At 44.2% G+C, this 18,828-nt stretch carries 17 protein-coding genes and 2 pseudogenes; 2 read left to right on the top strand and 17 right to left on the bottom strand.

The features are described 5' to 3' along the window. The first annotated feature begins 310 nt into the window (after positions 1-310). Positions 311-955, top strand: a complete 645-nt coding sequence (gene plsY, locus Q0191_RS06770; protein WP_125389859.1) for a glycerol-3-phosphate 1-O-acyltransferase PlsY — start codon at positions 311-313, stop codon at positions 953-955. 180 nt (positions 956-1,135) lie between these two features. On the opposite strand, the gene nt5e is transcribed toward plsY, so the two are convergent. From nt5e to Q0191_RS06700, 13 genes and pseudogenes are all read right to left on the bottom strand, one after another. Continuing rightward, the gene (nt5e, locus tag Q0191_RS06765) at positions 1,136-3,385 is read right to left on the bottom strand and encodes a cell surface ecto-5'-nucleotidase Nt5e (protein ID WP_297664995.1); all 2,250 of its coding nucleotides are present in this window, start codon (positions 3,383-3,385) and stop codon (positions 1,136-1,138) included. 292 nt (positions 3,386-3,677) lie between these two features. After that, complete coding sequence (locus Q0191_RS06760) at positions 3,678-4,946, bottom strand: dihydroorotase (RefSeq protein ID WP_297664993.1); 1,269 nt, start codon at positions 4,944-4,946, stop codon at positions 3,678-3,680. A 12-nt stretch (positions 4,947-4,958) separates the two neighbouring features. Beyond that, the gene (locus Q0191_RS06755; RefSeq protein WP_002904550.1) at positions 4,959-5,423 is read right to left on the bottom strand and encodes an 8-oxo-dGTP diphosphatase; all 465 of its coding nucleotides are present in this window, start codon (positions 5,421-5,423) and stop codon (positions 4,959-4,961) included. Between the two features lie 8 nt (positions 5,424-5,431). Next, positions 5,432-6,085, bottom strand: coding sequence for a uracil-DNA glycosylase (locus Q0191_RS06750; protein ID WP_297664991.1), 654 nt, complete (start codon positions 6,083-6,085; stop codon positions 5,432-5,434). Between the two features lie 34 nt (positions 6,086-6,119). Beyond that, the gene (locus Q0191_RS06745) at positions 6,120-6,872 is read right to left on the bottom strand and encodes a DUF4336 domain-containing protein (protein ID WP_297664989.1); all 753 of its coding nucleotides are present in this window, start codon (positions 6,870-6,872) and stop codon (positions 6,120-6,122) included. Beyond that, positions 6,869-8,407, bottom strand: a complete 1,539-nt coding sequence (locus Q0191_RS06740) for a glycosyltransferase family 39 protein (RefSeq protein WP_297664988.1) — start codon at positions 8,405-8,407, stop codon at positions 6,869-6,871. Before Q0191_RS06740 ends, Q0191_RS06745 begins: the two co-directional genes overlap by 4 nt. Positions 8,408-8,519: 112 nt before the next feature. Beyond that, positions 8,520-9,149: an orotate phosphoribosyltransferase gene (gene pyrE / locus Q0191_RS06735; RefSeq protein ID WP_005589648.1), complete on the bottom strand. Its 630-nt coding sequence runs from the start codon at positions 9,147-9,149 to the stop codon at positions 8,520-8,522. Between the two features lie 68 nt (positions 9,150-9,217). Continuing rightward, complete coding sequence (gene pyrF, locus Q0191_RS06730; RefSeq protein WP_015604612.1) at positions 9,218-9,910, bottom strand: orotidine-5'-phosphate decarboxylase; 693 nt, start codon at positions 9,908-9,910, stop codon at positions 9,218-9,220. Between the two features lie 205 nt (positions 9,911-10,115). Next, positions 10,116-11,054 (bottom strand): dihydroorotate dehydrogenase, encoded by a 939-nt coding sequence (locus Q0191_RS06725; RefSeq protein ID WP_297664987.1) that lies wholly within the window; start codon positions 11,052-11,054, stop codon positions 10,116-10,118. Between the two features lie 12 nt (positions 11,055-11,066). After that, positions 11,067-11,873: a dihydroorotate dehydrogenase electron transfer subunit gene (locus Q0191_RS06720; protein ID WP_297664985.1), complete on the bottom strand. Its 807-nt coding sequence runs from the start codon at positions 11,871-11,873 to the stop codon at positions 11,067-11,069. A 213-nt stretch (positions 11,874-12,086) separates the two neighbouring features. Next, positions 12,087-13,051: pseudogene (locus Q0191_RS10490) on the bottom strand (hypothetical protein). Between the two features lie 27 nt (positions 13,052-13,078). After that, positions 13,079-13,924 carry a hypothetical protein gene (locus Q0191_RS06705; RefSeq protein ID WP_297664979.1) on the bottom strand — a complete coding sequence of 282 codons (846 nt, stop codon included), beginning with the start codon at positions 13,922-13,924 and terminating at the stop codon, positions 13,079-13,081. 144 nt (positions 13,925-14,068) lie between these two features. Beyond that, on the bottom strand, positions 14,069-14,884 hold the full coding sequence (locus tag Q0191_RS06700; RefSeq protein ID WP_297664976.1) for a hypothetical protein: 816 nt from the start codon (positions 14,882-14,884) through the stop codon (positions 14,069-14,071). A 110-nt stretch (positions 14,885-14,994) separates the two neighbouring features. Here Q0191_RS06700 and Q0191_RS06695 point away from each other — a divergent pair, with 110 nt between their 5' ends. Continuing rightward, complete coding sequence (locus Q0191_RS06695; protein ID WP_005589634.1) at positions 14,995-15,903, top strand: LysR family transcriptional regulator; 909 nt, start codon at positions 14,995-14,997, stop codon at positions 15,901-15,903. Positions 15,904-15,950: 47 nt separating this feature from the next. On the opposite strand, the gene Q0191_RS06690 is transcribed toward Q0191_RS06695, so the two are convergent. From Q0191_RS06690 to Q0191_RS06675, 4 genes and pseudogenes are all read right to left on the bottom strand, one after another. Continuing rightward, entirely contained in the window at positions 15,951-16,682 is a 732-nt protein-coding gene (locus tag Q0191_RS06690) for an NAD-dependent protein deacylase (protein ID WP_148886757.1), read from the bottom strand. Then, positions 16,675-17,451 (bottom strand): hypothetical protein, encoded by a 777-nt coding sequence (locus Q0191_RS06685; protein WP_297664972.1) that lies wholly within the window; start codon positions 17,449-17,451, stop codon positions 16,675-16,677. Before Q0191_RS06685 ends, Q0191_RS06690 begins: the two co-directional genes overlap by 8 nt. A 2-nt stretch (positions 17,452-17,453) precedes the next feature. Continuing rightward, the gene (gene deoD / locus Q0191_RS06680; RefSeq protein WP_297664970.1) at positions 17,454-18,161 is read right to left on the bottom strand and encodes a purine-nucleoside phosphorylase; all 708 of its coding nucleotides are present in this window, start codon (positions 18,159-18,161) and stop codon (positions 17,454-17,456) included. Between the two features lie 293 nt (positions 18,162-18,454). Beyond that, positions 18,455-18,828 (bottom strand): annotated as a pseudogene (locus Q0191_RS06675) (purine-nucleoside phosphorylase); the annotation flags it as partial.

Genomic DNA, 18,828 nt, shown 5'->3' with positions numbered 1-18,828 from the left:
CCGGACGTTTGCGGACCGCATCCAACCCTTCTAATACCTGAATGGCATCGTCATTGTAATTGTTAATATTGATTTCCTTTTTTGCCACAAGGAACCTCCTGCATGATAGTCATCCTTATTATCTTACAAGTTTTTAGTAAATTTTGCAAAGTTTTTTTCTACAAAATACCCTTTAAAGACTGATAGAATCTGGATTTTAAGTGATTTTGGAGAAAGGCAGCTTAGCTGCAGGCGTCAGACTAGACAATTCACTTAAAATATTCTTATCATAGTCCTTTGTCCAAGTTCCAAATCATGGTATAATAAAATCATGATGAACACGATAATTGGATTATTACTAGCATATTTACTGGGCTCCATTCCGACAGGTTTGTGGATTGGACAGATTTTCTTTAAAAAGAACCTGCGCGAATACGGCAGTGGCAATACTGGCACGACCAATACTTTCCGGATTTTGGGTAAGACGGCCGGCACTGCCACCTTTGCCATTGACTTTTTCAAGGGGACACTGGCAACGTTGCTGCCACTTTTCCTACATATTGATGGGATTTCACCACTGATTTTTGGTCTCTTGGCCGTGATTGGCCATACCTTTCCAATCTTTGCTGGCTTTAAGGGTGGCAAAGCCGTAGCGACTAGTGCAGGAGCTGTTCTGGGCTTCTCACCCGCTTTCTTTGTCTATCTGATATTGGTCTTTGTGACAACCCTCTATCTGGGAAGTATGATTTCCCTCGCCAGTGTGATTTCTGCAAGCGTGGCTATCCTGTCTGTCTTGATTTTTCCTGCTTTAGGCTTTATCCTACCTAGCTATGATTTCCTCTTTACCCTGATTATCATTCTCTTAGCAGCTATTATCATCCTTCGTCATCGAGACAATATCCAGCGGATTCGAAATAAAACTGAAAACCTAATCCCTTGGGGCATCAACCTAACCAAGCAAAATCCAAAAAAATGAGAGTGGGACAGAAATCTGTAATTCGTTAAAATTCGATTTCGTCGTCCCACCTCCGCACAGTTGAGTAGGGCTGTAAAAGCTGATGAAATCAGCCTAGTATAGCCCACTCAACCACTGCGTCTTGCTCGACAATCCAAAAAACAATTGAGAGGCTAGGACTTTTGTCCCAGCCTCATTTTTTTAATCTTTTTGAGTTTTTTTCAGGCTTGATACACCTAAGGTTCCCAGAACCAGTCCGAAGAGGGAAAGAAGGACAGGATTCTTGCTTCCTGTTTTCGGAAGAGTTCCTTGTTTGCTTGCTAGTTCTGTCGGACGAACCTGTGCTGGAGCTTGATAAGTTGCCTTATTTGCTGCTGGCTGAGCTGTATTTGGCTTCTCAACAGAAGGTCCTTCTTGTGGTTTTGTCTCAGACACAACTGGATGATTAGGTTGGCTAGGAACTACTGGACTGCTTGGTCTTGTTGGAACTGTTGGCGCTGCCGGATTAGTTGGGTTCGTTGGATTGGTAGGATTTGCTGGATTGCTTTGTCCAGGCTTAGAAGTGGCATCTTTTGGATCAGTACCCTGCTGGATTTCCTCGATATCTGTGTAACCATCTCCATCTGTATCCTTGCTAGCAGACATGGAAATCGTACGAGAATTTGGATTGATTGCTGCATAGGCTGTCAAATCTGCACTTTCCAGATATTCTGCAAAGGCCACGTCCATAGATGGACCTTCCTCACGTGCACCACCCAGCATGGTATAACCATCACCACCTGCTGCTAGGAAGTCATTGGTTGTCAGGTAATAGGTCTTAGCCAAGTCAAGGGCTTCATAAGCACCTGTTTCTTTGTTTTTGATTTCAATGCGAAGGATCCGTTTCTCTGCTGGCAGAGTTGTGTCATAGTAAACTTTGGCACCAGAGACTTGCAAGAAACCGCCGCTTGGCTCTAGCAATGGTTGGCCGTTTTCATCCAAGACAGGTTTTCCATCTTTTTCTTGCAGGATTGAGCCCAAAGATTTGGCAAACATATCTGCGATATTCTGACCAGTTACCTTGATTTGTGAAATGGTATTTCCAAAAGGCAATACAGCGATGACATTTCCCTTAGTAATTGGCTTGTCTTTGGAAATCGTTTCTCGTAAACCACCACCGTTGGTTACAGCCAAGTCTGTTTTATTGGCAAAGCCTGTTTGTCCGTATTTGTAAAGGGCATCTGCTACCACATTACCCAGATTGGTTTCTCGAACGCGGACATTTTCACGGTCACCATTAAGCTCCACAGGGCTATTGGCCACAACCACCTTGGCATTTTCTGCGTCGTATTTGGCCTTAATCTTATTTACCATCTCTGCTACAACTGGATCTGGAGTCGCTTTTTTAGCTGTTGCAGCTGGGATTTGCTGAGGATTACCCAGAAGTTGGTTGGCCTTGAAAGTAACTTTACCGATATTGTGCAAATAACTACCAGTCTGGTTGTAGGTCACATTTTCACCGTAAGTAGTAGACTCTACTGTGTGAGAATGGCCGTCAATCACTGTAACCCGCTTGCCCTTCAGCTTAGCATTTTTAGAAAGGGCTTCAGCCAAGGTAGAACCGCGCCACTCAACTGGTGTCGTCGTATCCACACCCAAGTGAGCCAGAACGACATAATTTTTGTAAGTCTTGCCTTCAGCTGCTGCACGCGCTTCAATTTCATCAATCACGCGGTTAACCTCTGTGATTGGATCCGCGAAAGTCACACCTTGAATATTTTTTGGGTGAGTTTTTGTAGCTGTCTCAGGAGTGGTCACCCCGATCACGACAAATTCATCACCTTCTACATTCTTATCCTTGTCAACAATAGTTGATGCTTGGAAGACACGCGCATTGTTGGCATAGGTATTAGCGCTGAGGAGTGGGAAATTGAGGATTTCTTTATATTTTTTAGCTTCATCCAAACCAAAGTCAAATTCATGGTTTCCGACCGCCATAGCATCATAGCCGATTTCATTGAGGATCTTCGCGCGTTCTTCCCCTTTGGAGCTATTAGAAATTGGCAGACCTTGGAAAGCATCTCCTGCATCTACAACCAGTGTTTGAGGATTTTTCGCACGTTCTTCCTTGATAACTGTTGCAAGTTTGGCATCTCCGATAACACCTTTTTCTTCGACGATACGACCGTGCACATCGTTTGTATGAAGAATGGTAGCTTCAGGCAAGCTTGCGTCAGACGCTCCTGATACATCTTGAGCATTAGCTGCGATGGCCGCATTTACGCTAGCTTCATCGGCAGAAACTCCACCTGCTTGTGCCAAATCTGTTTCAGCTGGTTTTTGAGCTGAGTCACTGACATTTGCTACAGCAGTTGCTGGCTGAACCTCATCCGCAGCAACTTGATGGTCCAAAAAGGCAGGTGCCAACAGAACCGTCGACAAAACAGGTAAAATAAGATGCTTCTTTTTCATAAGTAAAAGCTCCAGTCTATGTTTTTTCTACTATTATACTGTTTTTTCTGTAAAAAGGGAATGCTATTTCAGCTTAATCTTTCTTCTGATAAAAAAGAGGCTGGGACAAAAGTCCTAGCCTCTCAATTGTCTTTGGATTGTCGAGCAAGACGCAGTGGTTGAGTGGGCTCTACTACGCTGATTTCATCAGCTTTTACAGCCCTACTCAACTGTGCGGAGGTGGGACGACGAAATCGAATTCTAACGAATTACCGATTTCTGTCCCACTCTCATATTTTATATGAATGTCTGCTTATGCTTGGAAGACAATTTCTCCATCGCAGATGGTATATTTGACTTGGCCTTTGAGTTCTTCGCCAACAAAAGGTGAATTGGCTGCCTTGGAGGCAAAATGGTCGGAAACCAGACGGTCAGCTTTAGGATCGAAAATAGTGATGTCAGCTGGACCTTCTTCGGCTAGAAAACCAGCATTAAAATCGTAGAGACTAGCTGGATTGACCGTCATCTTCTCTAAGAGCTCCATGAGGCTAAGATGCCCTGCTTCCACCAGATAGGTCAGCCCTAGAGAAAGCGAGGTCTCAAGACCAGTCATACCAGACGGCGCCTTGGTAATATCTGCCACATTTTTCTCGTCGGCATGGTGCGGTGCGTGGTCCGTCGCAATGACAGAAATGACGCCAGACTTCAGCCCTTCGATAACGGCCAGACGATCCGATTCTAAGCGCAGAGGCGGATTCATCTTAGCACTGCTGCCCTTGGTCAATAGCAGAGCTTCTGTCTTAGAGAAGTGCTGAGGTGCTGCTTCAGCAGTGACTTGAGCGCCTAGTTTTTGGGCAAACTCGACAACCTTGACACTTTCAGCCTTGGACAAATGCTGGATATGGACATGCGCCTTAGCATCATAAGCAATCATGACATCGCGAGCAATCATACTGTATTCGGCCACACCTGTCGCGCCGCAGATATGAAAATGCTCTTTGGCGATATGTTCATTGAAGCCGAGGATACCGTTGAGATTTGGGTCTTCCTCGTGCAAGCTGATAAAAGTATCGTTTTTACGTGCTTCTATCAAGGCTTGGCGGACAATCCCAGCGTTGGTCAGCGGAATACCGTCATCAGAAAAACCTACTGCACCAGCTGCCAAAAGACCTTGGAAATCTGTCAGATGCTGCCCATCAAAATTCTCTGTAATTGTTGCAATCGACTTGATATGGATATTTTCTCGACTAGCCGACTCCAGCACTTCTTTCAGAGTTTCAACTGTAGAAATGGTCGGATTGGTATTGGCCATCATAACAACCGTTGTAAAACCGCCCGCTGCCGCTGCCAAAGCTCCTGTGTGAATGTCTTCTTTATGGGTCTGACCTGGCTCCCGGAAATGAACGTGAATGTCGACCAGACCGGGTGCAACGACCAAACCACTGGCATCTATAACTTGGGCATCAGCCGCTTCCAGATTTTGGCCAATTTTGACAATTTTCTTGCCCTCCACCAGCACATCGCACACTTGATCCAGACCAGACTTAGGATCCATTACACGGCCATTCTTGATTAGTAGCATTTTCTATCTCCTTTATTCGTAAAAATCGACCTGCGTGTCGAGCAGTTTATCACCATCATAAACAAATTTGGCTGAAAAGAAGGGCTTATCCTCCAGTAGCCACTCAACAAAGGTATGATCTCCTTCCCAAGTCGGCTTTGAAAGAACCTGATCATAGGGCACCCATTCCAAAGTACCTTCGTTGCAGTCAATCAATTCCCCCTCAAACTCCGTCACCTTGAAGACATAGGTGTACCAGTCCAAGTCGGGAGTAAACTCAGGAAAAGTAATAACGCCTTTGAGAACAGGCTTTGCCTTTAGACCTGTTTCCTCTAGAATCTCGCGTGCAGCACATTCCTGCGGGGTTTCTCCACGCTCTAGCTTGCCACCGACACCAATCCACTTCCCAGCGTGAACATCGTTAGGCTTTTTGTTGCGATGCAACATAAGAAACTCCCGGCCATTATCGATATAACAAATCGTTGCTAACTGAACCATACTACCTCCTAAGCTAACCAATCGATAGGTTCCAAGCCTTTAGCCACCAGAAAATCATTAGTCCGTGAAAAAGGTTTACTACCAAAGAAACCACGATACGCAGACAGTGGACTTGGGTGAGCTGACTCGATTATCAAATGTTGGGAATTGCTAATCAGGGCTTTTTTCTTGCGGGCGTAAGATCCCCAGAGTATAAAGACAACTGGATCGGTCTTTGAATTGACGACCTTGATAATAGCATCTGTAAAAGGCTCCCAGATTAAGCCAGCATGGGCATTGGCCTGGCCAGCAGGCACTGTCAGACCGGCATTGAGCAAGAGAACACCTTGCTGAGCCCAGGAAGTCAAATCGTGCGACTCTTTCACGCCGATATCATCCGCCAGTTCTTTGAGAATATTCTGCAAAGAAGGCGGAGCTGGAATGTCATCAGGCACAGAAAAACTCAGGCCCTGTGCCTGTCTCGGTCCGTGGTAGGGATCCTGCCCCAAAATAACCACCTTAACATCCGCTAAATCTGTCGTCTGAATCGCATTAAACACCTTTTCCCGAGGTGGGTAAATGATCCCTGAAGCATACACTTCGTCTAAAAAATGATTGATTTTTGCAAAATAACCTTCTGGCAGCTGCTCCTTAATCAAAGCGTGCCAAGCTGAATGCTGCATACATGTCTCCTCTCATTTCCTACAATTGGATATTTTATCGAATCCACCTAAGTGCTCTTCTGAGTTCTGCTACTCCATTTTCCAGAAAACAGCGACCGTGAGCCAGAATAATTTTTTCTGGTTCCCATGCTAACATCTTCCCTAGACAGTCCTTGGCTTCTTTTTGATGACCGATAAAGGTCATACGGTAGTCAATAGGAGTCTGACCGTCCGGAGCTGCAACACGAACTAATTTATAAGCCTTGCTGCGAAGCGGACTTGGAAAACGCTCTGCTTCAAAATTCTCGATCAAATCCGTCAAAATTAAGGTTTGACTGTCCTTGTGAAAAAAGACAACTTCCTCAATATAAGCACTTCCCTTGAAAACCAACTGATCTATCTGCCCTGCCCAAGCTTGTGGAGCCTTATCTATCAGCTTTTCATCAAAAGAGACTGGTATTTTCTGCTTGGCTGCTCTCTCTTCCACTCCTGGGCTAGACCAAGCAATCGACTCAGGATATCGCTTCTTCCAGTCAGCTATATAGGCATAGTGGATCTTATTAGGTGAAACGAGGTGTGCAACTGGTCCCAAAGCGTCCAACTGGTCAAACAAAGCCTGATTTGGTTGGATTGGTGAATGGCACCAGAGCTGGCCATTTGCTAACTTGATGACCGTCATGCGGGTAGAAAAAGGCAACTTTGTCAGCACCGCATCCATCTCAATCAAATCACCGTCGACAATCCAGATATTCTCGGCAATAGGCTTCAAGGTATAAAGCGGTTCATAGATAGGAACAGGTCTTGTCATTTCAAAGAGTCCTTCTTTCTAGTCCAAAAATAATATTTTCCTAGAGCCTGCGGATATTGGGTCAAGCCAACAGCAGATAAAATCAAAATCTGTGGCAAAAATTGAATCAGATAACGGGTCTTGCCTCCTTCGAAAATCTGCAGAAAGAGCAGGCCACCGAAAACTGCCAAGCTTAAGAAATTCAAGGAATCGTTTGGTCGATATTTCCAAAGGGCAAAGACCAGCCCCAAAGCCATAATAATCCAAACTGCCTGCTTGAGCAGCGAATAAAATCGAAAACTATCCTTATCAGAATTGAGGAAAAAGTCACGGATAAACTGGGCGAATGCATTGTCTTTTGTGAACTCATAAAGCGGTGAAATATAAGGTGTCTTTTCATTTTCAACACTGCGATAGAGCCAACCCAAGTTCCCTTCAGCAACCGTCAAAGAGTGTTTATAATACAGGTGTTGTAGAAAGGTCAGCGGAGTGTATTCTTTCAGACGACGCTTGATTTCCTTGATGACATTTTCCTTGGCAAACATGCCGTTATTGTAGTCAGCCCGCTTATCAGGTTCCACGTATTGCAACAATCCTTCCTTCATGTCCTCCTGATCGTGACCGATATTGGTTAGGCCCAGATTGATGAAAAGCAGTGGCCCTTTGGCCAGCCCTTCACCTTGGATGATCGGCACTTCGGTCTGGTGCGCTAGGCCATAATGAAGTGGAAGGTAGCCTACTGAAAAGCTTAAAGTAAAGACCGCAGCAGTCAAGAAAAACTTTTTCCAGTTTTGTCTCAAGAACAAAACTCCAAAAACAGCAATCAGCAGAATCATCACTGTCGGACGAATCAAAAAGGCAAGACTGGTTAGAATCCCTAATAAAAGGCTTCTAGCAATGATTTGGCGACTATTCCCCTTATTTTCCAACAGACTCAGAGCCAGAAAAATCTGTAGACTAATCAAAGGCAAGGGAGGAATGTCCGTGTACATGGACATGTAGTAAGGCGAAAATCCGACCAAGGCTACATAAAGGCTAAAAACCGCATCTGCTGTAGCCTGCGAAAAGTATCGCTGACAGCCTTTGTAGAGGATCCAAGTCGCAATATTGACGTAAAAAAGATTGAGTCCCTGCATGATCCAGAGCGCTGCTTCACCAAAAAGATTAAAGAAGAAACGCTCATAGAGAAAGAGGGGCAGATTATTAGGATTGCGCGTCAGGTAGCTGGAAATAGAGGACTCCTTCAGGTACTTGAAAGCCCCTGTGAAAACCACCGCTGCATCCCGTCGAATCAAAAGCTCAGCCGATAGGAGCATGATGAGCTGAAAAAGGAGAGCTGCTAAAGCAATGGCAAGCTTGTGCCTCATGAGAAAATGATAAAACTTTTTAAGCTGAAACCGATAGCGATTCGCTAAGATCGCCAAGACTCCAAACAAAATCAGAGCCAAGCTACTTAACTGCGACACATGAAAAATAGCTGTAAACAGCCAATGAAGACTCAATACCAGCATGATTTTTTGTAGAATCAAAAAAGTGATATGATAAATCTTAGACATGGCTTTATTATAACAAAATCAGGCACTTTTTGCTATTTTAAAAAGTGAGCAGAGGCCAAGTAAATCCTAAAAAGGAGACAGGAACATGCTAGTCCCGCCTCCTCGTACCTTCTTAATTTTGCCAGTTTTCTTGATCGTCTTTGAACTTCTTCAGCAAAGTCAATCCTTCTGCATTGATGTAGCCTTCTTGCTCAGCCAAGTGGATCAGCTCTGTGTAGTTTGATAAAGTCACTAACTTCACGCCTGCATCCGCAAAGTTCTTATCCGCCTTTGGCAATTCGTAGGTGAAAATGGCTGCAGCACCGATCACATCCGCTCCTTCACGCTTAGCTGCCGCAATAGCATCCAAAACAGAACCGCCAGTGGAAATCAAATCTTCAATCACAACCATCTTTTGACCAGGAGCCACTCGACCTTCAATCTGATTGCCCGCCCCGTGATCTTTTGGTTTGCTGCGGATATAAGCAAAAGGTAGATTCATCTTGTCGGCGATGATAGCACCGTGAGGAATACCCGCCGTTGCCGTGCCCGCAATCACTTCCACATCAGGAAATTCCGCGCGAATTTTTTCGACAAAGCCATTTTCAATCAAAGTCCGAGTTTCTGGGTAGGCCAAAGTCACTCGGTTATCTGTGTAAATCGGTGATTTAATCCCAGAAGCCCAAGTAAAAGGCTCCTCTGGTTTCAAGTAAACCGCTTTGATTTTCAACAAGTCGCGTGCAATATCGTTGGCTAAAGTCATTTTTTACTCCTTATACATCTGTTTTTAAGCTATTCGTTTCCTATGACGGTTTCATTTGAAATTCTTACTTAGCTGTTCCACTGTTTCTTAATCTCGTGATAAGCATCCCAAGGATTTTCAGCCTGAATAATCGGACGACCAACCACAATATAATTGCTGCCAATCTGATGAGCTTCCTGCGGCGTCATGACCCGTTTTTGGTCACCGATTTCAGCACCTGCCGGCCGGATACCCGGTGTCACGCAAAGAAAATCGTCCGCCGTAGCTTCCTTGATCAGCTCAACTTCCAAGGCTGAACAAACAACCCCATCCAGCCCAGCTTCCTTGGCCTTGCGGGCATAATTGACAACGGATTCTTGCACGGTTGTTTGGATATTTTGGCAGTCGCGCATGTCTTCTTCACTGGTCGAAGTCAACTGGGTTACCGCTACTAGCTTCGCATTGTCACCGAGAACTTTTTTAGCCTCCCGCATCATCTCAACGCCACCAGCCGCATGAACCGTCACCATATCAATGCCAAATGTTCCCAAAACAGACATGGCTGAACGCACGGTATTAGGAATGTCGTGCAATTTCAAATCAAGGAAAATACTATGTCCCAAGCCTTTCAAATAATGCACAATTTCTGGACCAATGGCATAAAAGAATTCCATGCCGATCTTGACGTACAGTTTTTCATCTTCTGGAAAATGCTCCAGAAAGTTTTTGACATCATCAAAAGATGGAAAGTCTAGGGCGATAATAGGACGTTCTTCACGCATGAGGTAGGTTCTCCTTATTATTTACTAAAAATAGCAATGATTTACAATCATAGAAAAAACCTTGCCCGAGAGCAAGGTTACACGAAAATGTGGCAGAATCTGCCATTTTAAACGTATGCGCCTTAGAGCCTCTCTGGACTTCTTTAAAGGTTTTATCTTAAACATTCTATAATTTACTGGGAAGTTTGTCAAGAGAAAATCGAGCTTAAAGTAAATTTTCTCTGACTTCTTTTCTCAAGCTTTCTAGGCTTTCAATGCCGTATTTATCCATGACTTGCGGCAGCTTTTCTATAATGTTAGGGCAGGCATACGGGTCAGTAAAATTCGCTGTTCCGACACCGATGGCCGATGCACCAGCGATAAACATCTCTAGCGCTGCCTCTGCTGAGTCAACTCCCCCCATGCCAATGATTGGCAGTTTGGTGAACTGAGCAACCTGACGAATCAGCTTGAGCGCCACAGGAAAGACAGCTGGACCAGACATGCCACCCGTTCCATTGGCAATGATTGGCCGCTTCGTTTTCAAGTCGAAACGCATTCCCACTAAGGTATTGATCATGGTCAGACCGCTCGCGCCCGCATCTTCTGCCGCCTTGGCTACTTGGGTAATGTCTGCTACACTAGGAGTCAATTTGACATAGACTGGGACTTGAGAGGCAGCAACTGCTGCTTTTACCGCTTCATAGGCTAGCTCAGGGACTTGTCCGATTAAAAGCCCCGCATTGCCATGGTCCACATTGGGGCAGGAAATATTGAGCTCAATGGCTTTGACATTGGGAGCTTGAGAGATTTTTCCAGATACATAAGCATATTCTTCATTGGAGAAACCAGCCACATTGGCAATAATCGGCAAGTCTGGATAGTGCTGAGCCAGCCAAGGAAGTTTTTCAGTCAAAACTGCATCGACCCCTGGGTTTTGGAGGCCGATAGCATTGAGCATGCCAGCTGGCGTCTCAGCCACACGGGGCGTTGGATTGCCAAAGCGAGGATGTTGCGTCGTCGCCTTGATCATGATAGAGCCCAGTAGATCCAAGTCATAGTATTTGGCATACTCTTGACCGAAACCAAAACAACCTGAAGCTGGAATGATTGGATTTTTCAGCTCTAAGCCTGGCAGAGAAATTTTCAAACGATTTTCAGTCATTTCCTTATCCTCCTAAAGCACGATGCTTCCAGTCTCAAAAACTGGACCGTCTTCACAAACCCGCTTATTGACCGCTTCATCCTGACCTGCTACATGAACGACACAGGCATAGCAGGCACCCATGCCACAAGCCATCCGAGACTCCATCGATAGATAGGCATGGGGATGATCGTGAAATTTCCGATCCACATACTGGAGCATGCCGGGCGCTCCACAAGAATAGACTGCAGCAAAATCTTCTGTCAGCTCGTCAACAATGGTTGATACATAGCCCTTTTGACCATAACTGCCATCATCTGTAGTGATAAACAACTGACTGCACTCACGAAATTCTTCTTCCAAAATAACAGCAGATTGATTGGCAAAGCCTAATACCGCTGTAACCTGGGCACCCTTAGCATGCAGTTCTTTCGCTGTTTGTAAGAGAGGAGGCACACCGATACCACCACCAATAATCAAGACCTTGTCACCCTTTTCTACCGGAGACAAATCAAAGCCATTTCCCTGAGGTCCCATGACATCAAGATAGCTACCGACAGGAAGCTGAGAGAATAGGGCAGTCCCGCCGCCTTCGACCCGATAGATAATCCGGCAGATATTTTTCTCCCGATCAATCTCCGATATGGAAATCGGACGCCGTAGCAGCTTGCTATCATCTGGTACTCGGATATGCAGGAATTGCCCGACCTGCATCTGGCTCACCATCCGGCCTCTCAGCCGCATCGAAAAAATCTGAGGCGCAATTTCTACTTGCTCCAGCAACTCCATTTGCTCCAGCATAATCTTGCCAAATCTCTTTTTACAACTGTCACTAACCATGACAACCTCACTTTCTACAAGAAAAAACCTCGCCGCAGCAAGGTTTCGCAAAAAACAAGGCAGTCAAATTGCCCCTTATACCGTTTTTCCTACCTTGCAGCCTCACTGGACTTGATTAAAGGTTAAATTGTAAACATTATATCGTTAGCGATAAGGATTGTCAAGACAGAAAAAACATTAGAACTTTTAAATGTTCTCAAACGAATCACAGTCTTACCAGCTCTTATCAAATTCACTAGTTGCATTTGCCAGATAAAAACTGCCATCTTCCTGTCGCTTGAAAATCAAGGTTACTGAATCATATTTTCGTTCTAGATTTCGAAAGTTTCTATAATTGGCCCGTAGTGATAAGGGGCTATCGCTCATCCCACTTCCATAAATATTAAGTTCTGAAGGAAGTCCAAAACGCTCAACAACCTCTTGATAAGTCATCCCGCCTTTGCCATGCTGGCTATCACCTATTTTTAATGTATCCATATCTTCTGGCTTCCACTTAAAGACAAATTCGTCTTTCGTCGCTGAAGGATAGCTACTGTCATCTAAATATACTGCACTTTTACTTATCAAATAATAGTTCTTGCCATTCGAATCAGGGTCATAAAAAACCAAACTGATTTCCTGAGGATGTCCCGATGAGCCATATCTCGGAACATCTATAATTCTTGTCTTATAAGTTAGTGTCAATCCTTTTGTACCAAAACTCACAGCTGAACCCTTACCGTATTCGCAATGACTTCTTCTAAAGTTGGACTATTAGTCCCCCCATTTTCCACCTTGAGCTCTACAAAATTATCCAATGTCCAATTAAAAGCAAACTTCTCTTCATCTTCCTCAACAATTTTCTTTTTCAGTTCCTTTTGTTCTTGGGTCAATTTTGATTCATCATCATTTTGCTGACTAGCCGAGCTGTCTCCACTAACTGACGAGGATTTATCGTCATATTTGTACTTCAGTTCAGCTTTATTAGGAACTTGTTGCGATAAATAATAGAAGCCAAAGAACAAAGCAAAAGAGATTGCCAAACAAAGAAGGGTAAAAGCCAAGCTAATTCTTTTTTTCTCCTCCTTCATCGTCATCACTCTGAGCTCTTCTCGTTTTAGCTTTTGTTGACGATAAAGGTCTCTTTTGATCTCTCTAAACGAATGAAGATCACGTTTTTTCTTACTACTCCTCCTCATTTTTCTCCTCTTTCTTGTCTATTTAGTTTACGTACTTTCTTTCGACACTAAACGCCATCTACCATCTTCTTGCTTGTAGAATTCTAAATGAACTCTTTTCAATTGTTCTGGATTTTGCCAAGAATCTGGATTAACATAATCAACCCGCATCTTCAGTTGATTGTCGTCTCCAGAAATCGTCTGATATAGAGGTAAGCCGACTTTTAAAACAATCTCATCATATGGTGTACCTTTGGCTGTTCCTTCTCTAGCACCAATAACAAGACTATCGATGTATGCTTGCGTCCATAAAAAGGATCTTTTAGGATTGTTATCCACATGAATTTTATCACTTGAAAGGCTAAAGTGGTATTTTGAAATAACCTTATAGACACCATCAAATTCAGCAAAGGTTAAGGCTATATAGCCCGTACTACCATTTTTCGATTTCCAGATAAGGCGAATATGTTTTTGAACTTTATGATTTGGCAAAAAATCAATCCAGGCCCCACCTTGAACTGGTTTCCCAAATTCCTTTAAAACATCTTCCAAGACGGCTCCGCCCTTGTATCTGTTTATGGGAAGCGCGACTGCCTTTTCAACTGTCCAAAGAAAGGGACCGCTTTTTTCTGGAGAAACGATAAGACTTTTAGCCAATTGTTCTGCTTCAGCTTTCTCATCTTCCAAACTATTTGATGATGAACTAATCTGGCTAGACGAAATTGGCGCCTGCTTAACTTTGCTTTTTCCTGACAGAGAAAGTGTTAAAAAAGCTGTTCCAATGAGAGAAAATACAACAATAGCTACTACCATGACTGGTAAAAACTTGGACTTATAGGTTTGCTTTTCTAATTCAAAAGCAATATCTTCAAACGAATCTTCTTGTCTCTTCATCACTGCTCCTTATCAGTCTAAAAACTCATCATATCACGAATAGATCGAGATTGCAAAATGTACTTCAGTCTGTTTATACAGAAGAAAGCACAATTCCCCGTCTTTTCTGCTTGCTTTGGCTGCCTAAGGAGGCAATAAGTCCTCCTATCTTTCTCTTCTATCGATATGACTAGTAACTGTCGTCAACCGAAAGACGCCATCTTCTTGACGATGAAAGATTAAATGAACCCATTCATTATTATATCTTTCATCTGAAGTTAAGTATTGGAGTTCCAAGCCAATATGCTGGCTATCTGCTGCGTCCAAGCGCGAAATAAACACTTCTGATTCTCTAGGTAGGCCAAATAATTGAATGATTTCTTCGTAGGACATACCAGGATTGCCTGTGCTCTCGTCACGAACTTGTAAACTAGCAATTTCATCCTTTGTCCATAGATGGGGACTATCTCCCTGAGGCAAAGTTGGATAGGCCTCATCAAGAATATTCGCGCTCTTTCTAATTAGATGATAGCCTGCTCCATCTTTTTCAAATGTCAACCTTAAATGACTATGACGGCCTTGAATACCCTCACTGACATAGCTTAATTCAATATTCCCATTGCTCTCAGTATAAAAAAAGCTTGAAGCCTTGCCGTGTTTTTCAAGGACTTGGTCCAGAGAAGCTCCGTTTTGACCAGCAGCGGCGTCCTTTATTTGCAGATTGATGATGTCATCCGTTGTCCATTTAAAACGAGACTTTCCTCTCTCTAAAACTTTCTCTTCTAGCTTAAGCTCCTCTAGTGACTTTTGATAAATAGACGAGGACATACTCTTTCGCTCCAAATCCTTATAAACAGCGTGAGCTCCCCACATAAGCATTAGTTTCCCAAGTGGAAGCATGATACAAACTGTCATAAAGACTATAAAAATAGTAATTGGTCCAACTACCGAACGATTTTTATAGTCATCCTCTTTGGCCATATCGCCCTCCTTATTTCCTTCATTTTAGCATAGGAAACTTTAGCAAGCAAACATTTTCTAAACTTCTGATTTATCAAGAAAAAATCCCCAATTTGTGATAAAATAGACCTATGAGAATTCAACAATTACACTACATTATCAAAATCGTCGAGACCGGAAGCATGAATGAGGCTGCCAAGCAACTTTTTATCACCCAGCCTAGTCTATCCAACGCCGTGCGGGATTTGGAAAATGAAATGGGCATCGAGATTTTCATTCGCAATCCCAAAGGAATTACCTTGACCAAAGACGGCATGGAGTTTCTTTCCTATGCCCGCCAAGTGGTGGAGCAGACTCAGCTTTTAGAAGAGCGATACAAAAATCCTGTCGCCCACCGCGAGCTTTTTAGCGTCTCTGCCCAGCACTATGCCTTTGTGGTCAATGCCTTCGTCTCCCTGCTTAAAAAAAGCGACATGGAGAAATACGAGCTCTTTCTGCGGGAAACTCGGACTTGGGAAATCATTGATGATGTGAAGAACTTCCGCAGCGAGATTGGCGTCCTCTTTCTCAATAGCTACAACCGCGATGTTCTTTCTAAAATGCTGGATGATAGCCATCTGATTGCGACCCACCTCTTCACAGCTCAGCCACATATCTTTGTCAGCAAGTCCAATCCGCTGGCCAAGAAAAAGCTGGTACAACTGTCAGACTTGGAAGATTTCCCTTATCTCAGCTATGACCAAGGTACTCACAACTCCTTCTACTTTTCTGAGGAAATTCTCTCTCAAGAGCACCACAAAAAGTCCATCGTCGTCAGCGATCGTGCAACACTGTTTAACCTTTTGATCGGTCTGGATGGCTACACGATTGCGACCGGTATTCTCAACAGCAACCTCAACGGTGATAATATCGTCTCCATCCCTCTGGATATCGATGATCCGATCGAACTGGTCTATATCCAGCACGAAAAAGCCAGCCTATCCAAGATGGGCGAGCGCTTTATCGAGTATCTGATTGAGGAAGTGCAGTTTGATAAGTAAAGTAAAACACCTGAAACAAGCATCCAATGCTCACATCAGGTGTTCTTTTATTGTCGTAATTTGCCCAAAATTTCCCCAATCTTGCCTTCGATGACGAGGTCAGCTTGCTTGTCCTGCGGAATGCTGGTCTTGTTGATAACGACTAGATGCTTGCCAGCAAAGTATTGGATGAGACTGGCTGCGGGATAGACGACCAAGGAGGTACCTCCGATGATCAGCAGATCGGCTTGATGAATGGCCTGCGCAGCTTGCTGGAAAGTCTCCATATCTAAGGGCTCTTCATAGAGGGTCACATCGGGTTTGATCATGTCGCCACAGTCAGGGCAGTAAGGCACCGTCCCAGGCAGAGCAAGAAAAGCCTCCAAATCGTAAAATCGCTGACAGTTTAGACAGAAATTCCTATCCGCACTGCCGTGCAACTTGAGAACATTTTTTGAACCAGCCATTTCGTGCAGGCTGTCAATATTTTGCGTCACCACAGCCTTGAGCTTGCCGGTCTTCTCCAGATGAGCCAGATAGGCATGAGCCGCATTGGGCTTGGCATCTGGATAGAGCAGGTACTTCTTGTAAAAGTCGAAAAACTCCTGTGGATAGCGCTCAAACATGGTGTGAGACACCAGCTGCTCTGCCGTGAAATGCCGCCCCAGCTTGACACTGTAAATCCCATCCGAACTACGAAAGTCAGGGATATTAGACTCGGTCGAGACACCCGCCCCACCGAAAAAGACGATATTCTGACTTTGGTCAATCATGTCTTGCAACTGCTGTATTTTATCCATTTTCCTCTCCTGTCAATAAAGCTCTAACCAAGCGGTTTGCCTGATCAAAATAAAAATGGTCCCGATCGTAGACAATCCCTGTAAAGCGCGCCAAATCCACTAAAATCTCCATAAAATGCTGGGATGAAAAGCCCGTTGTCCGATACAATTCCGCCTCATCAAAGGGCTTAATCAAATGAGCCAGCGGATTTCGGACTGATTTCTCCAACTCCCGCAGCTGTCTGACCTCTTCCTTGACAGACTCAGGCAGATCCAAATGCAAAATCAGCTCTGTCAGACTGGACGAATTGACCGTGCTTTCCGCATGAAAGACTTGTAAGGAAGCATAATCCGACTCCCGCATCCGCTCAAACTTCCAGCGGTCATAGCTGGCCTCACGAGAATTATGGATAAAGTGGTCAATATCAGGGATTTCCAGCTTGATCAAGCGCATAAAAATCCGATAAATCGCTGGACTGACCGCTCGAACGAAATCAATAATCTGCTCATTGCGCAGCTTGGCTTCCAAATCATAGAGATAGTTGGCCAGTTGCTCGTCAGCCAAATCGGTATGACAAAAAAGCTGAAAACCGCTTTGCGTCTGCAAGGCAGTCTTCAACTCTTCATCCATGGCTGGCAGAATATTGAGCTCTCTGCGCTCTACCAGAATATGCAACAGGCTAGTTACAATCGAGGAACTTCCCATCAACTTCTGCGCCAGTTTATAGGCATAAGCATAGTCATAACGGGAAATCGCAAAGAGAATCTCCTCTTTTAAATCTAGATTCATGCTTAATCAATCAAGGTTTCCAAACCAACCTTCATCATATCGGTGAAGGTATTTTGCCGTTCCTCAGCCGTCGTATCCTCGTCTGGATTGACCAAGCTATCAGAAATAGTCATGATGGCAAGCGCATCTACTTGGTGCTGGGCAGCCAGATAGTAAAGGGCTGCAGCTTCCATTTCGACCGCTTTCACACCCCATTTGCCTAGCTCGATATTTTTCTCAAAATAGTTCGAATAGAAAACATCTGACGACAAAACATTTCCGACATGGGTCGTCATGCCCAAGTCTTTGGAAATATGATAAGCCTTGTCCAGCAAGTCAAAGCTAGCAATCTGCGGAAAATCATACTGAGGCCAGTCATTGCGGATAATATTTGAGTTGGTCGCAGCCGCTTGAGCCAAAACCAATTCACGAACGTGCACATCCGCATTCAGAGAACCAGCCGTTCCCACACGAATCAGCTTTTTTACTCCGTAGTCCACAATCAGCTCACGCGCATAGATGGAAATAGACGGCATTCCCATGCCCGTTCCCATGACAGAAACCCGCTGACCCTTGTAAGTACCAGTGTAACCAAACATGTTCCGCACTTCGTTAAAGCAAACGGCATCTTCTAGGAAATTTTCCGCAATAAACTTGGCACGAAGCGGATCACCCGGCAAGAGAATTTTTTCAGCAATCTCACCTTGTTTAGCAGCAATATGAATAGACATAAATTAAGATATAAAGGGCGACAGAGAACCAAGTAAAAATAGGAAACTGACGACGCATCGCAGATGCTAGAAAGTTTATCTTTTTTACACAGTTCTCCGCCCGTATTCAGTTCAGTGAATACAGTTAGCCCTTCCTTTCTGTATTTTTTTGAAAGATAGTTTTCCGCTCGTGTTCACATCTGAACACCTAACTCTACCTTTCCTTAGTTTAAATATTTACCAAATGTCATAGAAAGGTTAGCCCGAGTCCGTTTGAAACTCAGGCTCTCCCTTCTCTATGATGTTTTATTTTCTTACAATTCAGCAAGAATAGCTTTAAGCAGTCGTTTGAAATCACCTTTGACACGCTCTGTTACTTCAACCACTTCTTCATGATTGAGTTCTTCTTGGAAACCGGCAGCATGATTGGTAATGCATGAAATTCCGAGAACTTTCAAGCCTGAGTGGGCAGCCACGATGACTTCTGGAACAGTAGACATGCCAACTGCATCTGCTCCGAGTGTCTTATAAGCACGGATTTCTGCTGGCGTTTCGTAAGTTGGACCGGTAACACCGATATAGACACCATCATCCAGCTTAATGCCAAGCTTATCAGCGACTTGATGAGCAGTTGCACGGTATTCTGGAGTGTAAGATTTAGACATATCAGGGAAACGTGGACCAAATT

Origin of the sequence: uncultured Streptococcus sp., from assembly GCF_938036805.1 — a bacterium.
GTDB lineage: Bacteria > Bacillota > Bacilli > Lactobacillales > Streptococcaceae > Streptococcus.
This window is presented reverse-complemented; position numbering and strand designations above follow the sequence as displayed.